This window comes from Vibrio sp. 397 (assembly GCF_033339395.1).
In the GTDB taxonomy this organism is placed as follows: Bacteria; Pseudomonadota; Gammaproteobacteria; order Enterobacterales; family Vibrionaceae; genus Vibrio; species Vibrio alginolyticus.
Genome location: NZ_JAWOUN010000002.1, coordinates 345925 through 370278, shown reverse-complemented (window position 1 = coordinate 370278; position 24354 = coordinate 345925). Strand labels below are relative to the sequence as shown.

Here is a 24354-nt window from a genome sequence, read left to right as displayed (position 1 = left end):
GGGTGACAAATCACTCATAGCCAGTTTCTATTTCGAAATGACAAGTTTGGTTTAGAAGCTGCGTTTAGTTTATTGGAACACACCATCTTTAGATAAACGTAAGATACTTTGTTAAACAGACACTTGTCTTAACGCTCGATAGGTAGAGAGTGGTCAGCACCCCATTCGGTCCAAGAACCGTCGTACACCGACAGATTGTCTAGACCAATTTGATACGCCGCGAGTAATAAAATGCATGCGGTTACACCGGAACCGCAACTAAAAATAATCGAATTGTCACTATCTATCGTTAGTGCGCTAAATATCTGTTGCAACTCTGAGTTTGGTTTAATGTGACCGTTGGTCAAGAGTTCTTGAAACGGTAAGCAAACCGAATTTGGAATGTGCCCACTACGTAGACCTTCTCGTGGCTCAGGCACTTCACCAAGGAATCGTGCTTTGGCTCTGGCATCGATGATGTTGGCACTTTTATTGGTTGAATGAGCAAGAACATCTTGTGCACTCAAAAAGGCATTTTGGTTGAGCTTACCCGCAAAGTTACCTCTTTCGCTTGGTTGCGATAGGGTACTTTCAACAGGGAATCCGGCTTCAATCCAAGCAGGAAGACCGCCATTTAAGACTCGAACATTATCATGTCCCATAGCTTTGAACATCCACCAAGCTCTTGGCGCGGCTAAAGTGCCAGAGTTGTCGTAAACCACAATCAAATCTTCGTTGTTCAAACCGAGTTGTTGCGCACTTTGGTTGAAGCCTTCTTCTGTTGGCATCATATGCGGCAGGGAAGAACCGGGTAAGCAAAAGTCATTGTCGTAATCAAAGCGTAAAGTATTTGGAATCCACTTATCTTGAATCTTTTTGCCTTCAGAAGGGATTTGAAACGCAATACTAGCGTCGAGGAGTTTGACGTTAGGTTGGCCGAGAAGGCTATTGAGTTCATCAGTACTAATCAGTGCTTGCATTGTCTTTAGTTTGCTAGGTGGATAATCTTACTGTTTTACAACAAAAAAATCGCATGTTCAAAAGAACGATGCGATTTTTAAGCTTGAGATTGAAGATTTATGATGAAGGGGCGCTTTCGCTATGCCTTCAATCTATCTAGTTACATGGTCCAAGTGTTGTCTCCTGAAGTAATCACTTTCTGAATTGGGTCACTGCCGTCATAGAACCAAATTTCAACAAGTAGGCTACCTTGGCTATCAGAAACATTAAAGTCGACGTTTGCTGTACCGTTGTTGAGTGGAACCGATGCGACTTTACTTGGGTATCTTGCATCGTAGTTACCTGAACTGTGCTCAACAAACTCTTTGTACACGCTTAGGTGTGCTCGTTGTGAAGAAAAACCACTGATGTCTACATTGAGCGTACCTTCCGTCACTGGGTTGTAGCTAAAGCCATCTGGTACTACTAGATCCTGCATGGTTGCATCTTCCACTGTTACCGTTGTCTCTTCTTCAGTAGTTTCTTCCTGCTGGGTAGTATCTTCCTCTGGCACCGTGGTTTGGGTTGGTGGAGGTGGTGTACTGTTACCACCTCCGCCGCCACCGCCTCCGCCACAAGCCGTTAGTGCTAATCCCATGATGATTGTGATAAGTGCTTTCATAATGTTATCTCCCTATGGAATGTAGCATTTGTTAGGTGTTGGAGCGGTGTGCCAATCTGTGCTTAGTTCGCCACCAGACTCAGCCCAAGTTTGGAATTGAGGGTATGCATCGACCATGTCTACACGCTCTAGCGGCCAATCCCAATCTTCTACTATCAACAGTGCCCAAGGTAAGTTGTTTGCTGTTTTGAAGTACACACCTTGTGCTGGGTCACTTGCATCGACGCCGACACCGAAGAGGTTTTGGTCATCAAACTGTTCTGTTGGTGCTTGGTCTGCTAAGTGAACTTCCCATTTACGACCTGGTTGGAAGGTAATACCATCGCCATGGTAAGTGTCCGGTGTTGCAAAGATGAACGGGTCGTATGGCATGGCTTGAATGGCTGAACGGTCAGATCCTTCAGTGAAGTACACATTCAAGGTAAAGGTGAGTGAAACGTTATCATCACAGCCAGACTCTGTGCGGAAGTAGCTACAGCTGCTCGCCGCGTGTGTGCTTAAGTCTTCACTGATGATGAAAATTGCTTCATCAGAAATACTTTCCAAGCCATTAGATGCTTGCTCTACACCATTGAAGGATAGCGTCGTTAATCCATTTTCAATCGAGCTTCTCAATACACCCGGTAGTCGGATTGCGAAGCCATTTTTGTAGCTTGCGCCGTAAGCCGCTAGGTCACCTGTAATCTGAATATTCTCAACATGACCAGCAAGACTGGTTTCAGTGATGCGGAATTTCACGACCACATCGTTCATGTCGTAGTCTGCGGTGTATGGCCAATTATCTTCATAAGCCACGGTGGCGTAATCTTCTGCACTCGGGAAATACTCCACTGAGTAACCATTACCAGTGATGGTAATTGGGTAATCTTCCACCTCACCAGACGTCGAACCACCATCGTAGTTTAATCCGGTTTGTTGGCTAAAGCGGAATCGGCTCCAGCTAGACCCTTCCGTTGCAGCGGTTGAAACTACAAACGGTAGGGGATTATTACCCGCAGACAGTAATTGGTCGGTAAAGACTTGCTCACCTTCATCATCAAAGTCACCATCGCGGTTCCAGTCAAACCATGCTGATAGGTAGCCAGAAGTAGAAGCTGTCACATTCACAATTGAGCTTAAGCCTGGATCAAGTGCGGATACAAAACCAACACCATCTTCATCGGCTGTGCCCACAGAGTTATCGTTTGCCTGTCCGTCGGCATCACCATCTGGAGCGACGGAACCAAGCCAAGTTACACCGTCCACTTCGTGACGAGGACCGTTTGACGCAAGTGTTGTGTGGTAGCTGTCTGGAGCATCACCGAAATCAATTGGCTCGTCTTCGTTAATCACCGGAGCATTTGCACAACGTGCACCGTCATTTTGGCTTGAGCTTGGACCGTTGGATACAAACTCAACCGCAGGAACGATACCTGCTGCGATATTGGCTGCGTTACCTTCCGAAAGGTCAACGCGATAGATTTTGCCATCTTGGTTACGTGACACGTAGTAGTTGCCGTTTACATCGAAGTAGCCAGCACCAAATGTGCCTTTCTCACCTGTGTCACCTATCGCAGTTGCGCTACCGTTTGATGGGTTGAACTGATATAGCACACCAGAGTTGTTGTCGATGCCGTAAAGGGAGCCATCACCTGGATGGAATGCAAAGTCGGTTAGGTTCACTGTCGCTGTTGAGCTAATTTTCACGATGCTCAATGTCGCATTTGGATCAGAATCGAGCGGAGAAAGGTCAATGGAGAAAAGTCCTTTGCCTTTGCGGTACAAGTAGTAGACGTGGTTGTAAACGTCGCCAACGTAAAACGTGTGGTCGGTAGGAAGGCCCGAAACATTAAGTGTCTCTGCTTGGAAGTCTTTACCAAGACGAACAATCTTTTTGTTTGTGGTGTCGTAGCCGTAGATATAACGGTCAGTGAAGTTAAAGCCTACACCGTTGATGCCCGAAGCCAAACCTGTGTCGTCCTCTAAAAGAGTCGTAGAGCCTGTAACCAAATTGACGCCATAGATTTGAACCGGGGTTGATTGGAATAGGTATGCTTGGCTTGGGCACGTATCAAATGGCGCCGCTTGTGCATAAGCGCTCACTATTAGAGACCCAAGTAGTAGTGATGTCCTTTTCATAATTCGCCCTCTCATTGGTTCGTGATATATGCAATGAAAGGAATGTGCCAACTTTTAAATTGTTGAATTTTATGAAGTTAAAATTTGTAAGAAGAAGGGTTTTAAATCTGATTGTCAAAATGAGAAAAAAGCCCAACATCGAGTTGGGCTTTTTGGGAATGATTAGAGGTTTAGAACTAACTACAAACCGGACAGGTTGGCATTTTCATCAGATTCATTTCTCGCCAAGACATGCTGAGCGCGTCCAAAATCAGAATTTTGCCTTTCTTTGGTTGGCCGTAATCAGCAATCACTTTAATTGTCTCCATCGCTTGTACTGCGCCAACAATACCCACAACAGGAGCCATGACTCCGGCTTCGACACAACTTAACGCACCGCTGCCGAAGAGGGCACTTAAGCACTGGTAACATGGTTGAGTTGGGTCGTCGTAAGTAAACACACTCACTTGGCCTTCCATACGAATAGCCGCGCCTGAAATTAGCGGTGTTTTAGTCGCAAAACATAGGCGGTTAAGTTGATTGCGCGTATCGACGTTATCTGATGCATCGACAACAATAGTGTGTTGCTTAATCAGGCTCTCTAACGCGGTATCATCAAGACGTTTTGCGATGGTATCTACGACAATGTGCGGATTAAGTTCACGTAGTGCATTGGCCGCCGAGTCTACCTTCTTACGACCAATATCCGCATCGTGGTGCAGCACTTGGCGCTGAAGGTTAGACAACTCGACGATATCATCATCAATCAGCGTGATTTTACCGACACCAGCAGTCGCCAAATATTGGCTTGATGCGCAGCCTAAACCGCCAGCACCAAGCATCAATACCGATGCTTGTTTGAGTGCTTCTTGTCCTTCAAAGTCAAACTGACGAAGAATGATTTGGCGGTTGTAACGCAACATTTCCTGATCGGAAAGAATATCCACAACGTCTTCCTAGTAAAGGGTTGAGTTGAATAGTTGAATCTGAACCGTTTCGCCCACTTCAACTCGGCCGCGTTCACGTTCCAATACAACAAAACAGTTCGCTAGGCTCATTGAGCGGAATGCACCAGAGCTTTGGTTACCGGTTGTTTCAACGACAAACTTGCCATCTTCCAATGTATAGATACCACGTTGGTAATCGGTACGACCTGGCGCTTTCTTAAAGGCGGTTTTGGTTGTTGCTGGAATAGATTCGGGTGCTTTCCATTCTGTATGGCCTGCAAGTTTTGCCAGCATTGGTTGCACAAGCACGTACATAGTAAGAACTGCAGAAACCGGGTTACCCGGTAGCCCACAGAACCAAGCTGTACTTAGCTTACCAAATGCGAAAGGTTTACCCGGCTTGATTGCTAACTTCCAGAAACCGATTTCACCAAGCTCTTCAAGAATGTCTTTGGTGTAATCCGCTTCGCCCACACTAACACCGCCAGAGGTCACAACCACATCTGCCAATGTTTGCGCTTGTTCAAAGGTTGCTTTCAGAGTCTCTGGGCAATCTGGAATGATGCCAAGATCAACGGCTTCACAACCGAAGTTCTCGATAAGTGGTTTAATACCGTAACGGTTGCTGTCGTAGATCTGACCTTCGTCTAGCGGCTCGCTCAGTGGTTTAAGTTCATCACCAGTAGAGAAGAACGCAACTTTTGGCTTACGTACTACTGTCACATGGCTTATACCAAGAGACGCAATCATCGGAATATCGCGAGGTGTCAAACGTGCACCTTTTGCCAGTACGATGTCGCCTTGCTTGATGTCGTCACCTGTTGGGCGGATGTTGTTTTGTGGCTTCACGTCGGTTTGGTTGAACTGAATGCCATCATCTGTCACTTCAGTGTTTTCTTGCATGATAACGGCATCACAACCCTGTGGGATTTTTGCGCCAGTCATGATGCGAACACAGGTACCTTGAGGCCATTCACCTTCAAAAGGTTGTCCTGCAAATGATTTACCTGCCAGAGGCAATACAGAAGATGACTCAAGATCTTGAATGCGAATAGCGTAGCCATCCATTGCTGAGTTGTCGAATGGTGGTACGTGAATAGGAGACAAAATGTCTTCTGCCAGAACAAAACCGAGTGCGTCTGCAAGTGGAAGAGAAAGCGTTGTTTGGATAGGTTTGATTCGCGATAGCATTTTGTCCATCGCTTCTTCAATTGGCATCAAGCCAGGTGCGTCGCAGCAGCCCATTGAGAAAATCCTGTGTTCTTTTGTTTTGTGGCAACTTTACCATAAAAGGGGACTGAGTAAGAATGTCCACCTATAAAATATGGGTGTAATTATTCAAAAATCCGAGTATCCTTGTCAGCCATCCAAAAGGGGTAAAAAACCTGCGGAGCTCAAGAAAATCAGCTCAGTACCTTCATCTGATGTGACTTGGTGTAAAGACACGAACTGAGCAACTCAAAGCGAAAAGTATGAATGCAATTTTGATTGGGTTTGTACGAAGGCTGAAGTAAAACAAAAGAGGAAGTGGAATGTCAGGTCTTAGCGAGTCAGCGAAGTTAGTAAAAGAAGCGCTAGAGCAACGCGGTTTGGAAACGCCAATGCGTCCAAACAACGTAAGTCGTGAAGAGAAGAAAGAGAAGATCGAACACCACATGCGTGAGATTTTAGGTCTACTTCAACTTGACCTCACTGACGATAGCCTAGAAGAGACCCCTCACCGCATTGCTAAGATGTACGTTGACGAAATCTTCTCTGGTCTGGATTACTCCAACTTTCCTAAAATCACGGTGATTGAGAACAAGATGAACGTGAGCGAGATGGTTCGCGTGAAGGACATCACAGTGACCAGTACTTGTGAACACCACCTTGTGACCATCGATGGCAAGGCTGCTGTGGCTTACATTCCACGTGGCAAGATCATTGGCTTATCAAAGATCAACCGTATCGTTCGCTTCTTTGCCCAGCGTCCACAAGTTCAAGAGCGTATGACTCAGCAGATTCTTGTTGCACTTCAAACGTTGCTTGAGTCTGATGATGTTGCAGTGACGATTGACGCAACACACTACTGCGTGAAATCTCGCGGTGTGATGGATGCAACCAGCGAAACCACGACAACAGCATTGGGCGGTATCTTCAAAAGCAACCCAGCAACGCGTGCCGAGTTTCTGCACGGTTTACGTTAGGTAACCAAGCACTATTCTAAGAGGATGGCAAACGCCATCCTTTTTTATGCTTGTTTAGAAAATGACTTCATGATTTCTGGCCAATACATTTTGACGTAACCTGCCGATACCCAAACAACCAATACAGTCGCGATACTGAGCTCTAGAAAACCAAAGTCGTGCAGCCAGTGCCAGTGAGGGTGCGATTCGGCAAAAAAAGAGGTTAAGCGATGCATTGCGATAGCGCTGATCACGGAAGGAAAGGTTACTGCCGCGATAGAAGGTTGAAACTTCAAGCGAAGTAAGCGGAAGTAACATAAGTAGATCAATAAAGTCATAGTGATGGCGATCCCTGCCAATGCGCCTGTTAGTATCGGATCAGGTAAGGGAAAGTTCACCAAGTATGCTGCTAATGACAAGTTTACCGGCGCGGCCATAATCGCGAGGGTCGGTCTTGCTCGCCTTGGTAGAGAGCCGAAAAACACTAAACGATACAACACGAGTGGCAGCATGAAGAAATAAATGCCGATGCACATCATCGCTAATGTTTCGGAGAATAAGTTGTGACCTAGTTGAGAACCGGCTAGTGAACTACTGATTAGCCCCACCGGATAAAGAAACCAACTCGGTACGATATTGGACATTTTGAAGTTCATTAGCTGAAAGCTAAAAAACAGCACCATCATAGTAAAATGCAGCAAAAGCGCCATAAACCAAAGTGGATAAGCGATGATAGGCGCTACAGCGGCAAGATAATCTGCAAGGATCAGTAACGCCATACTCATTGGTGCCATTAAACTACCACTCAGCGGGTGACGAATGTCGACCATGAATAATCGTGGATTAGCGGCATATTTTATGAGTACAGGGGCGAGTAAAAGTGCGCCGAGTGACGCCAAAAATGGGCGTATCGGTTCACCAATCTCAGGAACATAGAGTGCCCAAGCTTGCCCTAAACCTATCATACCTAGTGCCAACGCGGCTTGAGACGGCGGGACACTATAAAACTGCACAAGTCTTCTCCAGTTCAAATCTACTCCATTTGATTTTTGCCTGAATGAAACGAAACATGACGATTTGGATGAAATGCTCTATTTAAGTAGCGAATACTAACAAGTATGGAGAGGGGTTTCTCATGAAAGGTGGTGAGCAAATATCAGAGAATGATAATTTTGTGAGTTTGGTATCGAATATTTGGGAAAAGATGTAAAAATGCAGAGTTTATCGCTCCAAACCCTTCGATAGTCTGGAGAGAAGTGATAACAAAGAGAATGTTATGTTGATTGATTCTCCGGTAGATCCTGTTGGCGTAACTTTTCGTTTTTGATTGTGCGATGCAGCAGCTGGCTGTAAATAGGTTGTCCACCCAACAATTGAGCAATAATCACAGCGCCCAAACAAGTAATGATCAATGGCAGGATTAAGTAGTAGTTATTCGTCATTTCAATCACTAACAGAATACCTGTAATCGGTGCACGTACCGTTGCTGCAAACAGGGCACCCATGCCCGCAATCGCAAATACACCAGGCTCGATATCAAGCGCAGGGAGTAAGACATCAGCACTTGCTCCGAACGCATAGCCAAATAAGGTTCCCAGAGCAAGCATAGGTGCAAAGATGCCTCCCGGCGCACCAGAACCAAAACAGAGCAGGGTTGTAATTACACGACCAAAGAAAAGCAAAACTAAAATGGATACCGAGTAGTTACCGTTAGTAATGTCAGGAATAAGGCCGATACCACCACCAGTTAGTTGGGGTACGTACAAAAGAAGCAAGCCAAACACGCCTCCCAGTAACGAACCTACAATCAAGTAGCGCTTACGATCGTTTTTGTGAATTGCGACAAAACTGTCTTGTGCCACGGTAATCAGTTTATTGAAGATCACGCCAAACACGCCAAACAATGCGCCAAGCAATAAAAACAGCCATAGGGTTTGAAGCTCTGGCGACTGGTATTGCGGCATAGTGATAACGGCGTCTTGCCCGTTGATGGCGCGAAACACTATGTTCGCCATAATGGCAGAAATGATCACTGCGCGAATTGAGATCAAAGAGTAGCGAAACTGAGGTCGCATTTCCTCCACAACGAACATAATGCCTGCGAGTGGGGCATTAAAAGCCGCAGCCAAACCGCCAGCAGCACCAGAAGCGAGCAGGGAGTGGCGGGTATCGTCATCCTTTACCCGGAATATATCGGTCACCATTCGACCTACAGCACCACCCATTTGAACGGTTGGGCCTTCACGACCCAGCACCATACCTGAGCCAAGTGCGCCCATGCCGCCGAAGAATTTTACTGGTAGAACTCGCCACCAGCGCACTGGACGAATATTATCCATTGCCCCTTCGATTTCAGGAATACCAGAACCTGCCGCTTCTGGCGCAAAGCGGTGCACAAGAAAATAGCCAATAAAAGCTAAAAGTGCGCTAATGAGAACCGCTGCCAGCCACAACGGTAGAACATTACCAATTTCGCTTCTTAACCATTCTGTTCGTGTTTCAGAAACGAAATGAACGGCAAGCTCGAAATACGTACCGACAAAACCAGCCAACGTACCCACAATGGCGGCCATAATGAGAACAGAAAATGGTGTTGACCCTCGAGAGACAAACTGGTTAATCGCATCTTTCGGTACGTGCGCCAACACAGATTTCACAATTCTCTCGCGTTTGGTCATTAACAAGCTCTCCTGTTGCTGGGGGAAGGGACGAAAGAAAGTATACGCTTCGCAGAGTCTAGACCTAATCAATAAAGATGCAATTTAGCTTTTCACTATTGAGTGTTCGAAGTGTCGCGATATTATTCATTCACTCAGATTGTGCTATTGCTCTCATAATTTAGGATAAAAAACTTGTTTTTTGAGAAAAATGAACCATGCTTTAATTGTAAAGCAACATGACTGCTTCAGAAGGAGGGATGTGAGGTTTTACACACAATTTGGATGGATTCAAACCCTACGGTAAGTCCTCGTTTTATGTTCGGGATGCATCAATAGACATCGCCGATTCGCACACTCACGATTGAGTAACGAGGTAGAGGCGCACGAACATGTGCGCCTTCTTAATTTCTGCGTTATAACTTTCATCACCATAACTTTCATCGCCACCTGCCACTATTTTTCTCTTGAACATTTTCTTGCAGTTAGTAATGTCTTGGTTCGATGTCAACCAACTAGAGCAGTGCATGCGCTTTTATCTTCGACTCTTACTTTCTTTATGTTGTTGTTCGGTAACGTTTCCGGCACTTTCAACGCCGAGCTGGTGGCAAGACACGTTGTCAGCAATGCCATATTCCAATTTAAAAGAACGTATAGAAAAAAGTGGAAGCTGGTATGGTTGCGAAGTGCAGTTGCGAGACAACTCAACGTTTATCAACGCATTTTGTTTGGATGATTTTTCGTACTACCAGCAGCACTTGTATGGTGAAGTGATTTTGAGAAGAGAAAGTGCTCAGTTCTCGTTTCTTACTGAATACGAGTGGCAGCGTCTGAATGACTTACTTCTCAACTTAAGAAAGGATGGGTTAGTTTTACGCAGAGTCACTATCGGAAAAGAGCAATATGATGTCGTTGAAGCTCTGGAAAAGAAATCTTCCGAGCTTGTCGATAAAGAAGTTATTTTGTTGATGAACCGCTATCCACAAGAAACGATTCGAAGTTTGCTTTGGGTAAAACCGGACGAGTTTCTGACGCCATCACCGTCCTTAAATGTGCACTTGCGCAGTGATGGCGAAATTATCGAGGTCAAAGTGACTCGTTTTTAGATTCTTTATGGAGAGATAGGAAGGTCGCCATTGCTGATTCATCCAAAAAACCATCCGATTTTTTGTGAGCGCGCAGGTATTGATATCCTGCAATTAGCTTGCGGTGTAGCTCTTCTGCATCGTCTGACAACGGCTGATTCATAACGTGTTGAAAGGCAAGTTTGTACGCATCCATATCCACGACTTCAGCACGGCGATATAAATAACCGCATCCCGTTGCTAACCATTCGAGAGAGCAATTGGCGCGCATTGCAATTTGATTTGCTTTAGTTAGGCTAGGTTCACTGCCTTTAAGGTATTTGCGTATTAAAGCTTCAGACACATCGACGCGTCGAGCGAACCCGCTGATGCTTTCTTCTCCGATCAGGGTGGCTAGGCGTTGGGCAAAAGACATATTTCGTACTCCAGTTCGAATTGCGAAAGTTTACCCGTTGAGCCGGTACGAAAACAAGACTACGATGAATGCAGATCAATTGAAGGAGAAAACCCATGGTTGCAAAAGTAGTAACTGCACCAAAAGGCCCAGAGTTCTCAGAGCTGGTTCAAGGATATTGGCGTGCAGTTGAGTGGGGAATGACGGCTCAAGAGCGTTTGTCATTCCTCAAGCAACACATTGAGTTAGGCATTACGACAGTCGATCACGCCGACATCTACGGTAATTACGAGTGTGAGGCGTTGTTTGGTGAAGCGCTAGCTTTAGACAAGAGTGTTCGTGAACAAATTCAGATCGTGACGAAATGCGACATCAATTTGTGTGGCGATAAAACGCCAGAGCGTAAGATCAATCACTACGACACGAGCTCAGCACATATCTACCAATCGGTGAATAACTCGCTAGAACGTTTGAATGTGGATGAAATCGACGTACTTTTAATTCATCGTCCTGACGTGTTAATGGATGCAGACGAGGTTGCAGAAGCATTTTCTGAGCTTCACAAAGTCGGCAAAGTGAAGCACTTTGGTGTGTCTAACTTCACTCCACGCCAGTTTGAACTGCTGCAATCTCGCTTAGGTAAGCCGTTGGTTACTAACCAAGTGGAAATCAACCCACTTAACTTTGAGGTTGCTCACGATGGAACGCTTGATCAAATGCAAATGTTGCGCACGCGACCAATGGCTTGGTCTTGCCTCGGTGGTGGTTCAATTTTTAGCGGTGAAACTGAGCAAGCTGTTCGTGTCCGTAACGAATTAGAAGCAATTCGTGAAGAAGTGGGCGCAGCGAGTATTGACCAAGTAATTTATGCCTGGGTACGTCGTTTGCCATCTAACCCTATTCCAATCATTGGTTCTGGTAAAATCGAGCGTGTGCAAACTGCAGTTAATGCATTGAACATCGAACTTACTCGAGAGCAATGGTATCGCGTATGGGTGGCTTCTAAAGGCCATGGTGTGCCATAGAATTGATATCTTATCGATGAAATTATTATTAAAGGCATCCTCTAGCAGGGTGCCTTTTTAGTTTTAGCGCGTTACTGTTTACCCATTATGGAAATGGAAAGAATGAAATTCGAGCAAAAATGGGCTTTGGATGTTAGATGCAACTTTTTGCTTACTTTGGGTGGAGGAGTTTTACCCATGTTTGTTTTATGTCACTAAACAGCGAATGTGATGCTTGCTTTTTAGTCATTTTGTTCACTCATTCATTCATATTGCGTATGCTTATTGAATAATAAAGAAATAAAAAACTCGTCAGTTTTCTCGTATTACATGCTGTAACAATCTGTTAGACTCCGGCGCAGATTGTGGAATATAAAAAGGTGATTGAATGTCTTTTCCCGTACTCATCTGTGATGATTCAGCGTTAGCACGCAAACAGATGGCGAGATCACTACCAGCCACATTGAATGCCGATATTACGTTTGCTATCCACGGAAAAAACGCGCTAGAAGAACTCGAAAAAAACGAGTTTAAATTGATGTTTCTTGATTTGACCATGCCAGAAATGGATGGCTTTGAAACACTAGAGCACATGCAACGGTTAGGGGATAAAACTCCGGTGGTTGTGGTGTCGGGGGATATCCAACCTAAAGCGAAAGAGCGCGTGTTCGCACTGGGTGCAAAAGCGTTTATTCAAAAACCGATCGCCAAAGATGAACTCAAGAAGGCGCTTAAAGAGTTGGTCGAGCCAGAACCTCGTCCTCAAATTATCACGCCTGTCTCTATTGAGTTACCGATTTTACGTCGTCGCGATATTTACATGGAAGTGGCTAACGTTTCAATTGGTCGAGCAGCCGATGCGTTGGCGCGTCACTTTGATGTGTTTGTGCAACTACCTCTGCCGAACGTCAATATCTTTGAAGTGAGCGAACTTCACATGGCCCTACGCGACTTGGCGTCGCATGACAACGTATCGGGTGTTTGTCAGGGATTTTGTGGCGAAGGTATTGCTGGCGAAGCGCTAGTGATTTTGAGTGATTCAAGCGTATCTGATCTCAAAAAGTTGATGAAAGTACCAGCAGACAGCGAAGAGCTAGAAGAGCTTGAGCTGCTAATGGATATTTCTAATATTTTGGTGGGGTCGTTCTTAAATGGTTTAGGCGAGCAGTCTGAAGTCCGATTCTTCCAAAGTCCACCAGTACTCCTTGGTCAGCATATCTCAATTGACTCGATCATTGAATCTACAACTGGAGCATTCAGCCGCACGATGACATTCGAAGTGAGCTACAACATTGAAGGAACGTCGATTCGTTGTGACTTGTTGTTTATGTTTGTGGATGAATCCTTGCCGCTGCTTGATAACAAACTGTCTTATCTAATGGAGGAGTTCTAATGTTGAATATGCCAGCAGAGTTTGAACAATTCCATTGGATGGTGGATATGGTACAAAACGTCGACATGGGCTTAGTGGTCATTGATCGAGATTACAATGTACAGGTCTGGAATGGGTTTATGACTCATCACAGTGGTTTGCAGTCTCATGATGCGATAGGTCGTTCTATATTTGATATCTTCCCTGAAATCCCACAGGAGTGGTTTAAATTAAAAACAAAACCAGTGTATGACCTAGGCTGTCGCAGCTTCATCACATGGCGACAACGACCTTACTTATTCTGCTGTCGCAATGTTCGACCAGTTACGCAGCAAGCGGAGTTTATGTACCAGAATGTTACGTTGAACCCAATGCGCACACCGACTGGAAAAATCAACTCGTTGTTTTTGTCTATACAAGACGCGACGGCTGAAGCTCTGATGTCTCAGAATCAATAGCGATAAAAAACTTTCTCAAAAGCCAAGGTCCGCCTTGGCTTTTTTGTATACTTATAATTGTGTTTCCCAATGCGTAGAACGTGAATATGGACTTTAATCTCGCTCTAAAACTCTACACCGCAGAGCAAGTAAAAAACGGTGAAACGCTGGCTGCGCAAATGGCTGGTGTTTCTATGTATAGCTTAATGCAACGCGCTGGTATGGCCGTGTATGAGCGCTTTTTACATCTGTATCCTAAATCAAAAAATATCTTAGTGATTTGCGGTAAAGGGAATAACGGTGGCGATGGTTACGTATTTGCATCTCTTGCGAAACAAGCTCAACTCAATGTACATGTTTTCCAAATTGGTGATGTATCTGTGCTAAAAGGTGATGCTTTGCGCGCATACCAAGACTGGCAGTCAATCGACGGTGTTAACAATGATTGGGATGAATGGAATACCGCATTGCTAGAAGCAGATGTGATCATCGATGCCATGTTAGGCACTGGTTTAAGCGGTGAGGTTCGTTCGGAGTATCGTCGCTATATTGACCAAATTAATCAAATTCATACCCCTGTGATTGCAGTCGACGTTCCTTCTGGTCTGTGTGCTAATACAGGTGCAGTTTTAGGTGATGCTATTCGTGCCGAGCATACTGTAACCTTCATTGGGGTTAAACAAGGCTTATGCACTGGACAAGCGAGAGATCGAGTTGGCGAGCTCTACTTTTGTGGTTTAGGCGTCAATACTAAGTTTGATACTATCGAAGTAGAAAGTGCATTAGGTATTGATCATCAGGTTGTTTCAAGATTAATGCCCAAGCCAAATCCAACGGTCCATAAAGGTGACAACGGGAAGTTGCTTTGTGTTGGTGGCAATCAAGGGATGTCTGGAGCGATTCGTTTATGTTCCTCCGCTGCGATTAGAGCCGGAGCGGGTTTAACTGCCGCAATTACTCACACGAGTAGCCTTATTCCACTGCAGGTTGGTTGCCCAGAAGTAATGAGCCAGAGCATCACCGCTGACTTACTCAGGGATACTGAGAACGACTTAACTAAACGCATTCGCTGGGCTGACGTATTCGTGTTTGGTCCTGGCTTTGGAGATGATGAGTGGGCTTATCAAGCCTATCAATATCTGGCTCAAGAGCAGAAACCTAAAGTTGTTGATGCTGATGGCCTCAATATTCTAGCGATGCTGAGCCAGCGGTGCGATGGCACTCTGGTTTGCGACAACCATCGAGTGATCACGCCGCATCCTGGAGAGGCAGCTCGACTACTAAATGTAACCATTCAACAAATAGAAAGTGACCGATACTCTGCGGCAAGACAACTGCAAGAGCGTTATGGCGGTGTAGTGGTTTTAAAAGGCGCGGGGACGCTTATTTACGATGGAACGAGAATGTACGTCTGTCTAGCGGGTAACGCCGGAATGGCGACGGGGGGAATGGGAGATGTGTTATCTGGAGTCATTGGTGCATTACTAGCCAAAGGTTTACCAATTTCTGTTGCCGCACGTTTAGGTGTGGTACTTCACAGTCATGCTGCTGATATAAACGTGAGTCAGAATGGTCAAATTGGTCTTTTGGCAAGTGATGTCGTTAGCACTCTTCGTACCGCTATCACCCAAGAGCTCTATCGAGTTTAATTAGATTTCATGCATTTTTGAGAAAATTGGTCGATTTTTTTGAGTACTTTTTTACGAATTAGCAGGGCATCTTAGTATTAGGTGATTGAGTTTTAGGCAGATTTGAGAGTTGCTGCGTTTTAATTTTTAAGATATGACGCAAAGGTTTGCGCAATGGGTTAACTTAAGTGCTTTCTCAAGTTGTTGATAGTTATAAATAATAAGAGGTTTTGGTTACTTGGGGAGCGTTTTTGATATGCGATTTTCAAGATGGTATCACAAAAAAAATTCAAATATCAGACTTGTAGGAAATAAATCACAGCCTATAATGCTGAAAACCGGAGCGTCTGCCAACGCTCCGGTTTTTTTGTGTCCGAAGAACAGTGAACTCGTCTGCCAACGAAATCACTACGCACTCTGAAATGACACATATACATATGAATCAAGGAATTACACAATGCGTATCGAACAAGAACTTAAGTTAGGTTTTAAAGATGTACTGTTTCGCCCGAAACGTTCTACCCTTAAGAGCCGTTCTCAAGTAAATTTAACCCGCGATTTTACATTCAAGCATAGTGGTCGTCAATGGTCTGGTGTGCCAGTAATCGCAGCAAACATGGATTCGGTTGGTAGCTTTGCAATGGCTAAAGCCCTAGCTGAGCATGGTGTAATGACCGCTGTTCACAAACATTACACGGTAGAAGATTGGGCTGAGTTTGCTAAATCAGCAGATAAAGTAACCATGAATAACGTTATGGTGTCTACTGGGACATCTGACGCAGACTTCCAAAAAACCAAAGACATCATGGCACTTTCAGATGAATTTATTTTCATTTGTATCGACATTGCAAATGGTTACTCAGAGCATTTGGTCGAGTATGTTGAACGCGTGCGAGCAGAGTTCCCAGACAAGGTCATTTCTGCAGGCAACGTGGTTACTGGTGATATGTGTGAAGAGCTAATCCTAGCTGGTGCAGACATCGTTAAAGTGGGTATCGGACCAGGCTCTGTATGTACAACTCGTGTAAAAACGGGTGTTGGTTACCCGCAGCTTTCTGCAATCATCGAGTGTGGTGATGCAGCCCACGGCCTTGGTGGCATGATCGTCGGTGACGGTGGCTGTTCTTGTGCGGGTGACGTAGCGAAAGCATTCGGTGGTGGCGCGGATTTCGTAATGCTAGGTGGGATGCTAGCGGGTCACGAAGAGTCAGGCGGCGAAGTGATCGAGAAAGACGGCGAGAAGTTCATGAAATTCTATGGCATGTCGTCGAAGAGCGCGATGGACAAGCACTCAGGTGGTGTCGCTGGCTACCGTGCGGCCGAAGGTAAAACCGTATTATTGCCATACCGTGGTAGCGTTCACGGCACTATTCAAGACATCCTTGGCGGCGTTCGCTCAACATGTACATACGTAGGTGCAGCAAAGCTTAAAGAGCTAACCAAGCGTACTACATTCATCCGCGTTCAAGAACAAGAGAACAACGTGTTCGGTAAAGAGTAAATCGACTGTATGTAACAAGTGTAAAAAGCAACCATATATTGATATTTGGTGCAACCATAATTTGATATTGCCTCTTCATAAGTCTATTGCTTTTTAAGTTTATGACATTTTTGAAGGGGCTATTTTATATCTGCTTTAGGATGAAATACCTAGCTAAGTGAGTTTGTTTAACACTTCTATCATGGCGTAGGTTTTTCCAACTTGAGCATTGTAATTTCTCAAACTTAACTAAGCGGCAATGAAAATACATGCTTAACCATAGGAGCCATCGTAATCGCTAAGTCATTAAATAGGCGAGGTCTTCCAGGTTGGTTCCCTTGCTTGATTTGCTTCCATAGCTGAACAGTCTCTTAATTAAAAATGTCCGTTAACAGCGGGTGATTAAAGCTTGGTTGTTGTGTTTCCAATTGGTTGTTCTGTAGCGAGGCTGGCTATTAGCCTAAGTATATGAGTGAACTTAGCTGCTCAGCTCATGGGTTGAAGATTTAGTTGCCTGATTTAGGAAACAAAGCTAGTACCCGGCACTAATTTGAATTTTAAGGTAATAAATCACGAATATAACAGTAGAAGTGAAAGACATGCGCTTAATCTGATTAAGCGCATTTTCTGTGTTTTAAGTTTAGTATTTCACTTCGTAGTTCAAGTGGAAGCGACGACCCGGTGCGTTGTAGTAACGTGAGTTGTTACGCTCTGATTGCGCGTACGCCGTCATGTAGTCTTCGTTGAATAGGTTTTCAACAGCGAAGCTTAACGTACCGAACGGAAGATCGTAGTCCACACCAGCGTTTGCAACGAAGTAGCTGTCTACTGCGTATTTCGCGCCAGAAGTGATTTCATCTTCTTTATCACGGTTGCCTGAGTAAACCAGCGTCATGTTGTAGCGACCGAATTCGTAAGCGTCGTAACTGATAACAGACGTTACTTTCAATGGTGCGATACGCGTGCCGTCTAGTGGTTCCCAGCCGCTGTCTTCGTTAAGTTTACGCTCACCTTCTTGCCAAGAGATCGTGCTGTCTGTACGAAGGTTAGCAAGAATGCTGTAACCAAGCGTTGCTTCCGCACCCCAAACTTTTTCTGGTGCACGAGTACTTTCTAGCGCATCGCCGGCTTCGTTTACGTTTAGTGTCGAACCTAGGTCAGATTCGCTGTAGAACGCTGCAAGAGAGTAGTCCGCTTCACCAAGGAAACCGCGCACACCCACTTCGTAGTTGTCAGTAGTAATTGGCTTGATAGCACCTTCAACTGTTGAGCTGTTGCCAGAACGAATGTCACGTAGTGCTTCGTTCGTTGACATACCTTGCGCGAAAGATGCAAACAGCTGGTGGTTGTCGGTCAGATCGTGTGTCACACCAATGTTGAATAGGAACTTGTCAAAGTACGGATCACCGCCTTGAACTTGATCACCTGCATTGTTGTGCGTGTTACCTACCGTGAAATCATCCACGCTTAGGCGAACGTACTCGTAACGGATACCGTAAGAAAGAACCGTGTTATCGCTTACATCAGTAGTGAACTGTGCGAATGGTGCGATAGCAAATTGCTCTACATCCGGTGTGTTGTTGTAGAAACCGACGCTGTTTGGCTGTTTGAACGACTGTTGTTCAACGTCCATACCCCAAGTCACGAATGCCCAATCAATTTGGCTAGAGATGTTGGCTTTCACGCCGAAACGATCAAAATCTGTCTCGTTGTGGCCGTATAGCGTTTGACCAAAGGTTGGAGAATTTGGGTTCTTGTCTTTCATCGCAAGCGTGAACGTCTCAGTGTCCTGAGTCATCCAGTAACCCGTTACATCTAGCATACCTAAGCTAAAGCCCAGATCTTGGTAACGTGCTTGGTAGTTAGCGAACGTACGTGTCACATCGTTTGGTTTCGCGCCATCTTTGCCTGCAACGCCGTTGTTGTAACCAGGGCCACAGTGAACCGCTTCTGCAGGTTTGCCGTTAGCTGCATCGCCATTCGCTGCACACCAACCGTCGTTGTCAGTAATGTTACGAACGCCAACAGTCAAAGTCAGTGAGCGATCTTCGTCGATGTTACGGTTCCAAACGCCGTTTACGTTTAGGTTGTCCATGTCATCTTCGTTGTTTACCGAAGGTAGGCGGTCACCGTTAGCATCGTAGCTGCCGCCACGTTGCTCGTAACCCAGACCTAAACGCCATTGATCTTTCTTATCACCGCCAGTCGCTTCTTGGTAAACGTTCCAAGTGAACGCATCGCTACCAAACTCTTGGAAGCTTGTGCCAACTTTAGTGCGATATTCTACTGCGCCTTCTTCTGGCATTTTGGTGATCACGTTGATGATACCGCCCTGTGCGCCAAGGCCGTATACCGCAGAACCACCGCGGATAACTTCGATACGCTCAACGTTTTGCGGATCAATCGCCGACAGCTCTTGGCCAAAATCTAGGAAGCTGTTGTTTTGTGCAACACCGTCAATCAATAGCAGAACGCGACGACCACGGATTTGGTTTTGACCTTTGCTGCTCAGGTTACCGTGAACAGAAGTCCCCATACCTGGAACCAAGGTTGAAAGCACATCGTTGATGCTGCGGCTTTGGTTCAATTGAGATTGAAGTTGTGCTTGGTCGATAACGGTCACAGAGCGAGGAACGTCGTTAAGCAGCTGTTGAGAACGGCTTGCGGTAACAACCATTGTTTCCATTGCTTGGACTTGGTCGTTACTTTCCGCTGAAACGCCGAAAGGTGAAAGAGTAATTGCACTTACCACTGCAATATTTAGCTTAGATAGTTTGAGTTTCATAACTTCCTGCAACTAAAAGTTGTCTTTTATAAACTTGTTAATAAATTGATTTAGCTAGCGATTATTGAGCACTTTGTAATTACGTGGTAGTCTAGCACGCAAAGAAGTAATGTAAATATCAATAATTATCATTTGTAATTTAATGGGCAATTTTACAGCAGTCGTTATCATTTCAATAATTAGCCAAATGCTGTCTATTCAGCTTGCTTATGCAAGTGGATTAAACGCATCAGTTGTCGATGATCTAGACCATACGATTTCGACGTCGAATGTGACCCATTTCCCGCGTGTTGCAAGCGTGTCTACTTTTGGTGCAGAGCTAGTAATAGCAATGGGTGAGAAGCCTGTTGGTGTATCCGATTATCCTGGTGGATTTCCTCCTTATCTCTCTGCTTTAAATGACGTGCCAAGTCTTGGTAATCGTTCAAGAACCAGCTTTGAAGCTTTGTACGATGTTAAGCCAGATTTGGTCGTTGGTTTGGGGCGAATGTTAGAGCCTTACTATCAGCGCTTTGTCGAAATCGCACCGCCTCTCGGTTTTGATTTGATTACTTTAGAAGACAGTTTTTCTGCTGTAGAGCGTGCAAGCATGGCAATGAGGCGAGAAGAGCAAGGGAAATCACTAAATATGTGTTTTCAGACTTTTCTTGATGAAATGCAATCAAAGCTCGGTAATAGACAGTTTTCTGGTTTATTTCTGACAAGTGCTGGCGTCACTCCGCGAGCATACTACTCACACTTTATGTCCGTTGCTCTTATGGAAAAATTGAATATCCGAAGTGCGAATGGTGACTCGCCGTACGCGACGAAAACGCCTTTTTCTGGGCAAGTGGGTCTTGAGTGGTTGGTAAAACTCGATCCCGATGTGATTTTTATGTACCAGAACGCCGAGCCACAATTTACCGAATCGAAAATTTGGCAAAGCCTAAAAGCGGTGAAGAACAATCGAGTTTACTTGGTTGATATGACATGGCGAGAGCCAGAAGGGCCACTTTCACGAATTTGGGTCGCGATGGATATCGCCCACAAAGTGTATCCCGATCTTTTCCCTGCGCCTTCTGTTGAACGAGTTTATGAGGTGATCAATGGCTCATGTTCTTAGGATAACCAAACCAAGTGCGGTGATGGTTCGCAGTTTGGCGACGGCTTTGTTACTAGCTGTGGTTTATGTGTCTTTGTCGAGTGGCATTTACCATTTTGATGCCCAGCAGATCATGGCGTTTTTGATTTCTGATTCAAGCAACCAAGCATCCTTAGTGTTTTGGGAACTACGTTTACCTCGCACCTTAATCGCACTCTTTGGTGGGGCGGCGTTGGCGGTATCCGGCTCGCTCATGCAAGACATCGTTCGCAACCCGTTAGCGTCTCCAAACCTGACCGGTGTGATGTCTGGCGCTGCGCTTAGCGTGTTAACGGCGACCATGTTCTTGCTGCCATTGCCAACTTTGTTTTGGGGGATTGTAGGTGGTTTGCTTGGCGGTGCCATTACCTTATCCATTAGTTGGAAACAGGGCGTCACACCAGCGCGTTTGGCGTTAGCTGGCATTTCCGTGAGTGCGTTTTGCCAAGCAGCGGTGACCTACATTCTTCTGTCGGATCGCGTAGACAGTGAGTCACTGTTTTTCTGGTTAACGGGCAGTAACGCAGGCGCGAATTGGTCGGTGTTTACGCCGCTTGTTTATACCGTCATTCCTGCGTTTATATCGCTTGCGGTGACACATCGACAGCGTGGTTACTTACTGCTGGATGACACGGTTGCTCGTGGTTTAGGTATCGCGATCAACCGTTATAGATTGGCGTTTGGTTTTGTCTCTGTCGTGCTTACTGCGGTTGCGGTTGGTGCATTTGGTCCTGTCGGTTTTGTTGGCCTTGTTGCCCCTCATCTCGCTCGCATGATGGGGTTGGGACTTGGCGGTGCAGCTTTGATTGGTGCGGCACTCGTTACCGCAGCAGATCTCCTTTCTCGAACCCTGCTTATGCCGTTGGAAATTCCGATTGGCGTCATTACCGCGACTTTAGGTGCGCCTTGGTTTCTTATGTTGATTGTTCGTAAGCTGAGAGGGAAATAATGAAAACGCGTTTCGTATTCCCTTGCTTGGCTTTGCTGGTGTTCGCTCCTGCACTGTTTATCGCTTCTAACCCAGAGCTTAGACAAGCAGGTGAACTGTTTATTACTCGCGGTACTTACCACCCATTTTGGTCGCTAACGTTACCAAGATTTTTGCTGGCGATTATGGCGGGTATGATGCTGGCAGTATCAGGCTTATTGCTGCAAACCACCCTCAAAAACCCGTTGGCAGACAGCGGTATTTTAGGGGTGAACGCTGGTGCTTCTCTTGGTGCTGTTTGTGCGATTTTGTTGCCCGCTTGGTTTAATTGGAATATCACCACAGAAAGCGCGTTACTGCTGTTTTCAATGGCGGGTGGTTTGCTCAGTGCGATTCCTGTTTTGATCGTTAGCCGAATCGGAAATACCAGTCTCACTCTACTCACAGGTGTAGCGATCACGGCGATTCTTGGCGCGTTGAGTTCGGCGCTAATCTTCACCATTGGTCAGGGTAAAACCGATATCGCATTGCAATGGATGGCGGGTGGTATGTACGGCCGAGGTTGGGAACAAGTGAGTTATCTTTTGCCTTGGTCCTTGGCCTGTTTAGCGTTCATTATTTTGGTGTATTTGCCATTGAAATGGGTACGCTACGATGACGCGATTTTGCGTGGCATTGGTATCAACGGTGCTCTGCTGCGTTTGGGGATTCTGTTAGGTACGGTATTTATTACTGCGCCTGCCGTCTCAGCAGTTGGCCCGATTGGATTTGTGGGGTTGGTGATTCCGCACATTGCACGTTTGCTCAGTGCAAATGATCCTTTGCGAACCATGTTCACGACGTTGATTTTCGGCGCTGGTTTCCTCGCACTTTCAGATGCTTTAGCCAAACACTTACTGTTCCCAACCGAAATTCCAGCGGGCGTGATTACCGCACTGCTTGGTGTGCCATTTTTCCTCTTCTTGTTAAGGAAACACTCTTAATGACCCTATCTTCAAAAGGGCTTGAAGGGCAATCGCTCACTTCAGGCTACAACGATACGATGATCTTGAACGAGGTGAACATCCGTCTTCAAGAAGGTAAGGTAACGGCGTTCATTGGCCCAAACGGGTGCGGTAAAAGTACGTTGATGAAGACCTTAACCGGTGCGATAAAAGCGAAAAAAGGCGACGTGACCTTTAAAGGTAAAGCGCTTAACCAATGGAAGCTTAAAGATCTCGCTAAACACATTGCGATTCTGCCTCAACATCCTACGGCACCAGAAGGTGTCTTGGTTGAGCAGCTTGTTGCGCTTGGTCGTGTTGCTCATCGCAAGTGGTATCAGGGCAACAGTGAGCGTGACCAAGAAGTGATGACTGAGTCGCTTGCTTCTGTCGGGTTGGCTGGTTACGAAAAGCGTGTAGTGAGTACGTTGTCGGGCGGTGAGCGTCAGCGCGTTTGGCTGGCGATGTGTTTGGCGCAAGAAGCTCAGTGGTTATTGCTGGATGAACCAACCAGTTATCTCGATTTAGGTCACCAACTCGAGTTACTTGAAGTGCTCGATAAGTTGAACAAGGAACGCAACTTAACCATCGTTTATGTTCTCCATGAACTCAGCCAAGCTGCGCAGTTCTGTGATGAACTGGTACTAATGAAAAAAGGTCAGATCTTAAAACAGGGGGCGCCTTTGGACGTGCTTACTCAATCGACCCTTGAATCGGTGTTTAAAGTGGAAGGAAAAATGGAAGTCATTGATGGCTACGTTTACTGTTTACCAAAAGCTTATGTTCGTGAGGAAGTGCGTTAATGGAAAACCTGTTTAATCAGTTTCGTACTTTGGTAGCTTTGCCTGAGAATGTTAAAGCGCTGAGTATCACCGAGCAGCAAGCTATCTTGAATCGACACGAACCTTTCTTCCGCTTACGTTTTGTTGAACAGCCGAAAGGCATTAAAGCCAGTGAATGGTTTGAGCGTGAGTTTCCTGCTGTTGTGCAAGATTACGCAAACTCTATTGAGGCAAAGCTGCCTTTTGCCGTGCCTATCTGGCAGAAAGTGTTCAACGCGATTTTGCTGACGTCGCTGGTCGGTCACCGTGTGGTGTTTGATCGCGTGTTGCAATTAACACTCGATGACCTGTATCTGACCATTGGTGAAGACCATCGTGTCGCAAGCATTGAAGTGTCGAGTGCAACGCCTTTCTTTTCTCTTGAAAGTGACAACGAAGCGATGCAAGTGGAATCAGAACAGGCCTTAGATGAGAAACTCGCGCAAGTCATTACGACGCTCTCTGAACCATTGGTGCCGTTGTACAAAAAGCAGAAAGTTAGCCCGAAAGTGTTTTGGGGGAATGCCTTGTACGCGTGTGATTTAGCATTTTCTAAACTTGCGCATCAGCCATTAGCAAATGACACGTTAGATCTAGACGTGCAAGCGGCATCAAAGTGGCAGCAAAACCTATTTAACGCGGTAACACCAAAAGGCGGTGAGTTAAACACGGTAAAAAAGGTGACCTTTAATGGTTTTCAAAAGCTCTACGTGAGACGAGAAACGTGCTGTCTGAAATACAAAATTGAAGGCAAAGAGAAGTGCTCAACCTGTAACTTGCACGATTCAGAAATCCAAGAAAACATCATGCGTATGAACATGCTTGGGTTATTTCAGTAAAATCGATAAATT

21 protein-coding genes are annotated in these 24354 nt (G+C 45.6%); 12 read left to right on the top strand and 9 right to left on the bottom strand.

All coding sequences use genetic code 11. The features are described 5' to 3' along the window. Nucleotides 1-128: 128 nt before the first annotated feature. The 5 genes from R7P36_RS04595 to moeA all read right to left on the bottom strand — a co-directional run bounded on the left by R7P36_RS04595 (nucleotide 129) and on the right by moeA (nucleotide 5889). Nucleotides 129-959 carry a sulfurtransferase gene (locus R7P36_RS04595; RefSeq protein WP_053349253.1) on the bottom strand — a complete coding sequence of 277 codons (831 nt, stop codon included), beginning with the start codon at nucleotides 957-959 and terminating at the stop codon, nucleotides 129-131. A 140-nt stretch (nucleotides 960-1099) separates the two neighbouring features. Beyond that, nucleotides 1100-1600 (bottom strand): hypothetical protein, encoded by a 501-nt coding sequence (locus R7P36_RS04590; protein ID WP_053349252.1) that lies wholly within the window; start codon nucleotides 1598-1600, stop codon nucleotides 1100-1102. 12 nt (nucleotides 1601-1612) lie between these two features. Next, nucleotides 1613-3718 (bottom strand): LruC domain-containing protein, encoded by a 2106-nt coding sequence (locus tag R7P36_RS04585; protein ID WP_053349251.1) that lies wholly within the window; start codon nucleotides 3716-3718, stop codon nucleotides 1613-1615. Nucleotides 3719-3894: 176 nt separating this feature from the next. After that, complete coding sequence (gene moeB / locus R7P36_RS04580) at nucleotides 3895-4644, bottom strand: molybdopterin-synthase adenylyltransferase MoeB (RefSeq protein WP_053349250.1); 750 nt, start codon at nucleotides 4642-4644, stop codon at nucleotides 3895-3897. Between the two features lie 9 nt (nucleotides 4645-4653). After that, nucleotides 4654-5889: a molybdopterin molybdotransferase MoeA gene (moeA, locus tag R7P36_RS04575; protein WP_213915838.1), complete on the bottom strand. Its 1236-nt coding sequence runs from the start codon at nucleotides 5887-5889 to the stop codon at nucleotides 4654-4656. Nucleotides 5890-6176: 287 nt separating this feature from the next. Between moeA and folE the strand changes: the two genes are divergently transcribed. Beyond that, nucleotides 6177-6830: a GTP cyclohydrolase I FolE gene (gene folE, locus R7P36_RS04570; protein ID WP_005373478.1), complete on the top strand. Its 654-nt coding sequence runs from the start codon at nucleotides 6177-6179 to the stop codon at nucleotides 6828-6830. Between the two features lie 44 nt (nucleotides 6831-6874). Here folE and R7P36_RS04565 read toward each other — a convergent pair whose 3' ends face one another. Then, the gene (locus R7P36_RS04565; RefSeq protein WP_005373475.1) at nucleotides 6875-7822 is read right to left on the bottom strand and encodes a TDT family transporter; all 948 of its coding nucleotides are present in this window, start codon (nucleotides 7820-7822) and stop codon (nucleotides 6875-6877) included. 261 nt (nucleotides 7823-8083) lie between these two features. Further along, nucleotides 8084-9487 (bottom strand): H(+)/Cl(-) exchange transporter ClcA, encoded by a 1404-nt coding sequence (clcA, locus tag R7P36_RS04560; protein ID WP_005373473.1) that lies wholly within the window; start codon nucleotides 9485-9487, stop codon nucleotides 8084-8086. A gap of 470 nt (nucleotides 9488-9957) precedes the next feature. Here clcA and R7P36_RS04555 point away from each other — a divergent pair, with 470 nt between their 5' ends. Beyond that, nucleotides 9958-10572 (top strand): hypothetical protein, encoded by a 615-nt coding sequence (locus R7P36_RS04555; protein WP_080996737.1) that lies wholly within the window; start codon nucleotides 9958-9960, stop codon nucleotides 10570-10572. Here R7P36_RS04555 and R7P36_RS04550 read toward each other — a convergent pair. Continuing rightward, nucleotides 10553-10966 carry a helix-turn-helix domain-containing protein gene (locus tag R7P36_RS04550; protein ID WP_005387686.1) on the bottom strand — a complete coding sequence of 138 codons (414 nt, stop codon included), beginning with the start codon at nucleotides 10964-10966 and terminating at the stop codon, nucleotides 10553-10555. The genes R7P36_RS04555 and R7P36_RS04550 overlap by 20 nt on opposite strands. 95 nt (nucleotides 10967-11061) lie before the next feature. On the opposite strand from R7P36_RS04550, the gene R7P36_RS04545 reads away from it, so the two are divergent. The 5 genes from R7P36_RS04545 (at nucleotide 11062) to R7P36_RS04525 (ending at nucleotide 16887) form a co-directional block, all read left to right on the top strand. Continuing rightward, nucleotides 11062-11970: an aldo/keto reductase gene (locus tag R7P36_RS04545; RefSeq protein ID WP_025767917.1), complete on the top strand. Its 909-nt coding sequence runs from the start codon at nucleotides 11062-11064 to the stop codon at nucleotides 11968-11970. 367 nt (nucleotides 11971-12337) lie between these two features. Further along, complete coding sequence (locus R7P36_RS04540) at nucleotides 12338-13342, top strand: response regulator (RefSeq protein WP_005373466.1); 1005 nt, start codon at nucleotides 12338-12340, stop codon at nucleotides 13340-13342. Then, nucleotides 13342-13779 carry a PAS domain-containing protein gene (locus R7P36_RS04535; RefSeq protein WP_005373463.1) on the top strand — a complete coding sequence of 146 codons (438 nt, stop codon included), beginning with the start codon at nucleotides 13342-13344 and terminating at the stop codon, nucleotides 13777-13779. Before R7P36_RS04540 ends, R7P36_RS04535 begins: the two co-directional genes overlap by 1 nt. Before the next feature lie 86 nt (nucleotides 13780-13865). Continuing rightward, complete coding sequence (locus tag R7P36_RS04530) at nucleotides 13866-15407, top strand: NAD(P)H-hydrate dehydratase (protein ID WP_158155845.1); 1542 nt, start codon at nucleotides 13866-13868, stop codon at nucleotides 15405-15407. Between the two features lie 436 nt (nucleotides 15408-15843). Next, on the top strand, nucleotides 15844-16887 hold the full coding sequence (locus R7P36_RS04525) for a GMP reductase (protein ID WP_005373458.1): 1044 nt from the start codon (nucleotides 15844-15846) through the stop codon (nucleotides 16885-16887). A 619-nt stretch (nucleotides 16888-17506) separates the two neighbouring features. Here R7P36_RS04525 and R7P36_RS04520 read toward each other — a convergent pair. Then, nucleotides 17507-19651 carry a TonB-dependent receptor gene (locus R7P36_RS04520; protein ID WP_213971595.1) on the bottom strand — a complete coding sequence of 715 codons (2145 nt, stop codon included), beginning with the start codon at nucleotides 19649-19651 and terminating at the stop codon, nucleotides 17507-17509. 142 nt (nucleotides 19652-19793) lie between these two features. Between R7P36_RS04520 and R7P36_RS04515 the strand changes: the two genes are divergently transcribed. From R7P36_RS04515 to R7P36_RS04495, 5 genes are read left to right on the top strand one after another with little or no spacing between them, the layout of a single operon-like run. Then, on the top strand, nucleotides 19794-20753 hold the full coding sequence (locus tag R7P36_RS04515) for an ABC transporter substrate-binding protein (RefSeq protein WP_158155849.1): 960 nt from the start codon (nucleotides 19794-19796) through the stop codon (nucleotides 20751-20753). Next, entirely contained in the window at nucleotides 20737-21720 is a 984-nt protein-coding gene (locus R7P36_RS04510) for a FecCD family ABC transporter permease (RefSeq protein ID WP_047101251.1), read from the top strand. The genes R7P36_RS04515 and R7P36_RS04510 overlap by 17 nt, the downstream gene beginning before the upstream one ends. Further along, nucleotides 21720-22682, top strand: a complete 963-nt coding sequence (locus R7P36_RS04505; RefSeq protein ID WP_318122027.1) for an iron ABC transporter permease — start codon at nucleotides 21720-21722, stop codon at nucleotides 22680-22682. Before R7P36_RS04510 ends, R7P36_RS04505 begins: the two co-directional genes overlap by 1 nt. Continuing rightward, nucleotides 22682-23485: an ABC transporter ATP-binding protein gene (locus tag R7P36_RS04500; RefSeq protein WP_158155853.1), complete on the top strand. Its 804-nt coding sequence runs from the start codon at nucleotides 22682-22684 to the stop codon at nucleotides 23483-23485. Before R7P36_RS04505 ends, R7P36_RS04500 begins: the two co-directional genes overlap by 1 nt. Continuing rightward, nucleotides 23485-24342 (top strand): IucA/IucC family C-terminal-domain containing protein, encoded by an 858-nt coding sequence (locus R7P36_RS04495; RefSeq protein ID WP_318086618.1) that lies wholly within the window; start codon nucleotides 23485-23487, stop codon nucleotides 24340-24342. The genes R7P36_RS04500 and R7P36_RS04495 overlap by 1 nt, the downstream gene beginning before the upstream one ends. Nucleotides 24343-24354: the final 12 nt, after the last annotated feature.